At 69.6% G+C, this 3,556-nt stretch carries 4 protein-coding genes; 3 read left to right on the forward strand and 1 reads right to left on the reverse strand.

All coding sequences use genetic code 11. The annotated features are described in order from the left end of the window. Nucleotides 1–289: LysM peptidoglycan-binding domain-containing protein (locus F9K34_RS17845; RefSeq protein WP_291338456.1), on the forward strand; the 289-nt coding region annotated here is incomplete at its 5' end. On the opposite strand, the gene F9K34_RS17850 is transcribed toward F9K34_RS17845, so the two are convergent. Further along, complete coding sequence (locus F9K34_RS17850; RefSeq protein WP_291338457.1) at nucleotides 267–611, reverse strand: ArsR/SmtB family transcription factor; 345 nt, start codon at nucleotides 609–611, stop codon at nucleotides 267–269. The two genes, F9K34_RS17845 and F9K34_RS17850, sit on opposite strands and share 23 nt — an antisense overlap. Before the next feature lie 95 nt (nucleotides 612–706). On the opposite strand from F9K34_RS17850, the gene F9K34_RS17855 reads away from it, so the two are divergent. Both F9K34_RS17855 and F9K34_RS17860 read left to right on the forward strand, forming a co-directional pair. Next, the gene (locus tag F9K34_RS17855; protein ID WP_291338458.1) at nucleotides 707–2,620 is read left to right on the forward strand and encodes an ABCB family ABC transporter ATP-binding protein/permease; all 1,914 of its coding nucleotides are present in this window, start codon (nucleotides 707–709) and stop codon (nucleotides 2,618–2,620) included. A gap of 96 nt (nucleotides 2,621–2,716) precedes the next feature. After that, nucleotides 2,717–3,385, forward strand: coding sequence for a tetratricopeptide repeat protein (locus F9K34_RS17860; protein WP_291338459.1), 669 nt, complete (start codon nucleotides 2,717–2,719; stop codon nucleotides 3,383–3,385). The last annotated feature ends 171 nt before the right edge of the window (nucleotides 3,386–3,556 follow it).

Here is a 3,556-nt window from a genome sequence, read left to right on the forward strand (position 1 = left end):
TCCCGCGACGGAAGCGCCCGCCACGGCGCCCGGGACCGTGCCCGGGGTCGCGCCTGCCACCGAGACACCCGCCCCGGAGACGCTGGCGAGCGCGCCGGAGGCCGCGACACCCGCGACGAAGGCGGTGATCGTGACGGTCCAGCCGGGGTTCTCGCTCTGGCGCATCGCGCGGGAGAACTACGGCGAAGGCATCCTCTACGTGAAGGTGTTCGAGGCCAACAAGGACCAGATCCGCGACCCGGACCTGATCTACCCCGGCCAGATCTTCACGGTTCCCGCGCAGGAGTGATCCGCGCCCCGGACGCGCAGCAGGCGCAGACCTCGGGGTGGCCGTCGCAGCAGTCGTTGAGGAGGTAACCGATCACCCCGCCGAGACCGCGCGTATCGGCGGCGTAGAAGATGTTGCGCGAGGCGCGCCGCGACGTCACGAGCCCCGCCTGTTCGAGTGCCGCGAGGTGGAACGACAGGCGCGAGGCCGAAAGCCCGAGGCGGCCGGCGATGTCGCTTGCCGCGAGCCCCTCCCGGCCGGTCGCGACGAGGAGCCGCACGAGGTCGAGTCGCGTCGCATTGGCGAGCGCGGAGAGGGCGGCGAGGGCGCGGGTCCGATCCATTCTTCAACTCTTCAAGAAGGATTGAAATATTTCTCTTGATACCCGACGAGGTTCCTGCGATCAAGTGGCAACCTGCGGACTCGGGAAGGCAGAACATGGCGGGCACATCCCCACCCCTCGATGGCTGGCGCCGCAGCGCCCGGACGCTGAAACGCGTTGCGCCCTATCTCTGGCCGGAGGGCGAGGGCTGGGTGAAGCGGCGCGTGGTGCTGTCGCTCCTGGCCCTCCTCACCGCCAAGATCGTTTCGGTCGCGACGCCCTTCCTCTACAAGGCGGCGGTGGATTCGCTGACCGGCGAGGCGCGTGCCGACACCTTCCTGCTGGCACTCGGCGCGGTGGCGCTGACGGTGGCCTACGGCGTGGCGCGGGTGGGCTCCATCGGCTTCAACGAACTGCGCGACGTGATCTTCGTCCGGGTGGGGCAGCGGGCGCTCAGGAAGCTCGCGCTCGAGACCTTCACCCATATCCACCGCCTGTCGATGCGCTACCACATCACCCGCAAGACCGGGGGTCTCAGCCGCATCATCGAGCGCGGGGTGAAGGGGGTCGAGTTCCTCCTGCGCTTCATGCTCCTGTCGGTGGGGCCGCTGATCCTCGAACTGACGATGGTGACGGTGATCTTCGCGCTGGCCTTCGACTGGCGCTATGCCGCCGTGGTGGTGGTCACCATCGTGCTCTACGTCGCCTATACCTTCAAGGTGACCGAGCTGCGGGTGAAGATCCGCCGCAAGATGAACGAGCAGGACACCGACGCCAACCAGAAGGCGGTCGACAGCCTCCTGAACTTCGAGACGGTGAAGTACTTCGGCGCCGAGGCGCGCGAGGCCGCCCGCTACGACAGCGCGATGGCAGGCTACGAGACGGCGGCGGTCCGCACCGGCCAGTCGCTCTCGGCGCTGAACTTCGGCCAGGCCTTCCTGATCAACGCGGGTCTCATCGTCGTCATGGTCATGGCCGCGCGCGGGGTTCAGTCGGGGGCGCTTACGGTCGGCGACTTCGTCATGGTCAACGCCTACATGATCCAGATCACCATGCCCCTGAACTTCCTCGGCACGGTCTACCGTGAAATCCGCCAGGCGCTCGTCGACATGGGCGACATGTTCGATCTTCTCGACCAGCCGGCCGAGATCACCGACAGGCCCGGCGCGCCGGACCTGGTCGTGCGGGGTGGCGAGGTGGAACTGGACGACGTCCATTTCGGCTACGAGGCCGCGCGGCCGATCCTGAAGGGCGTCAGCCTGAAGGTCGGCGCGGGCGAGACGGTGGCGATCGTCGGTCCCTCGGGCTCGGGCAAGTCCACGATCGGCCGGCTTCTCTTCCGCTTCTACGACGTGACCGGCGGCAGCCTGCGGATCGACGGGCAGGACGTGCGCGACATCACGCAGGACTCCCTTCACGCGCAGATCGGGGTGGTGCCGCAGGACACCGTGCTCTTCAACGACACGATCCACTACAACATCGCCTATGGCCGGCCCGAGGCCTCGCGGCAGGATCTGATCGCGGCGGCCAAGGCGGCGAAGATCCACGATTTCATCATGTCGCTGCCCGAAGGCTACGAAACCAAGGTGGGCGAACGCGGGCTGAAGCTTTCGGGCGGCGAGAAGCAGCGCGTGGGGATCGCCCGGACGCTCCTGAAGAACCCGCCGATCCTCCTCCTGGACGAGGCGACATCGGCGCTCGACACCCAGACCGAGCGCGACATCCAGGAAAGCCTGGCCGAGATGAGCGAGGGCCGCACCGTCATCACCATCGCCCACCGCCTCTCCACCGTCGCCGATGCGGACCGGATCGTCGTGCTGGAACAGGGCCGCATCGTCGAGGAGGGGCGGCACGAGGACCTGCTCGCGCGCGGCGGACGCTACGCCGCGATGTGGGCGCGCCAGTCGGCGGGCGAGGAGGACGACGGCCAGCGGATTCCGCGGCCCAAGGTTCCCGTGGACGGGCCGGAGGAGATGTCGGACGTGGCTCCGGGTGGCCGCTGGCGACAGGTCCTGCCGCACGGATCGTGACGGTCCTCCCGCCCTTGGCAAGCGCGGGGCTTCCCGTGTAAGACGGGCCGGAACGAGGGGCGCCCCGCACGAGGCCCCGCCGGGTGGGAGAGCCGCGTGAGCGAGACCGACAGTTTCATCGACGAAGTCACCGAGGAAGTGCGCCGCGACAAGCTCTTCGCGGTCTTCCGCAAGTATGGCTGGATCGGCGTGCTTGCGGTCCTGCTGATCGTCGGCGGTGCGGCCTGGAGCGAATGGCAGAAGGTGCGGGCGCGAACGGCGGCCGAAGGCTTCGGCGATGCTGTCGTCGCCGCGATGGGCATCGAGGACGCGGGCGCGCGGGTGGCAGCCCTGGACGCGATCTCGACGGGCGGAGGGGGCGAGCCTGCCGTGCGCCGGGCCGTGACGCAGTTCCTCGCGGCCGACGAAGCGCTGAAGGCAGGGGACCGTGCCGGGGCGCTGAGCCGGCTGGAGGCGCTGGCAACCGAGGCCGGCCTGCCCGACGAGTACCGCCAGCTCGCGCGGCTGAAGGCGGTGATCCTCGCCGGCGCGTCGATGGAGGCCGCCGCGCGCGACGCGGCGCTGGCCGAACTGGCGCAGCCCGGCGCGCCCTTCCGTGCGCTGGCGATGGAGCAGCAGGCCGTCGCGCTCATGGCGGATGGCAAGACCGACGAGGTCGTCGCGCTGGCACGGCAGGTCCTGCAGGAACCGGATGCGACCCCGGGCTTGCAACGGCGCGTGGCGCAGTTGATTGTGGCGCTCGGCGGCGATCCGGACGCGGGCTGAGGCCCGGGTTCGACCGGACCGGGCGGGATGAGGAAAGGGGCAGGCAGGTGAGACTTTCGCAAGGATTTGGGGCGCTCGCGGCCCTCGCCGTGATCGCCGGCTGCACCGACCGCGAACCCGTGCTGGAGGGGGTCCGGCAGGATCCGCGCACGGCGGTGATCGGCACGGAGC

Source organism: Albidovulum sp. (assembly GCF_008933605.1).
GTDB lineage: Bacteria > Pseudomonadota > Alphaproteobacteria > Rhodobacterales > Rhodobacteraceae > Albidovulum.

Excerpts from the sequence above, each read along its gene's own strand:
- F9K34_RS17855 (WP_291338458.1), top strand. The coding sequence starts at position 707 with ATGGCGGGCACATCCCCACCCCTCGATGGCTGGCGCCGCAGCGCCCGG.
- F9K34_RS17850 (WP_291338457.1), bottom strand. The coding sequence starts at position 611 with ATGGATCGGACCCGCGCCCTCGCCGCCCTCTCCGCGCTCGCCAATGCG.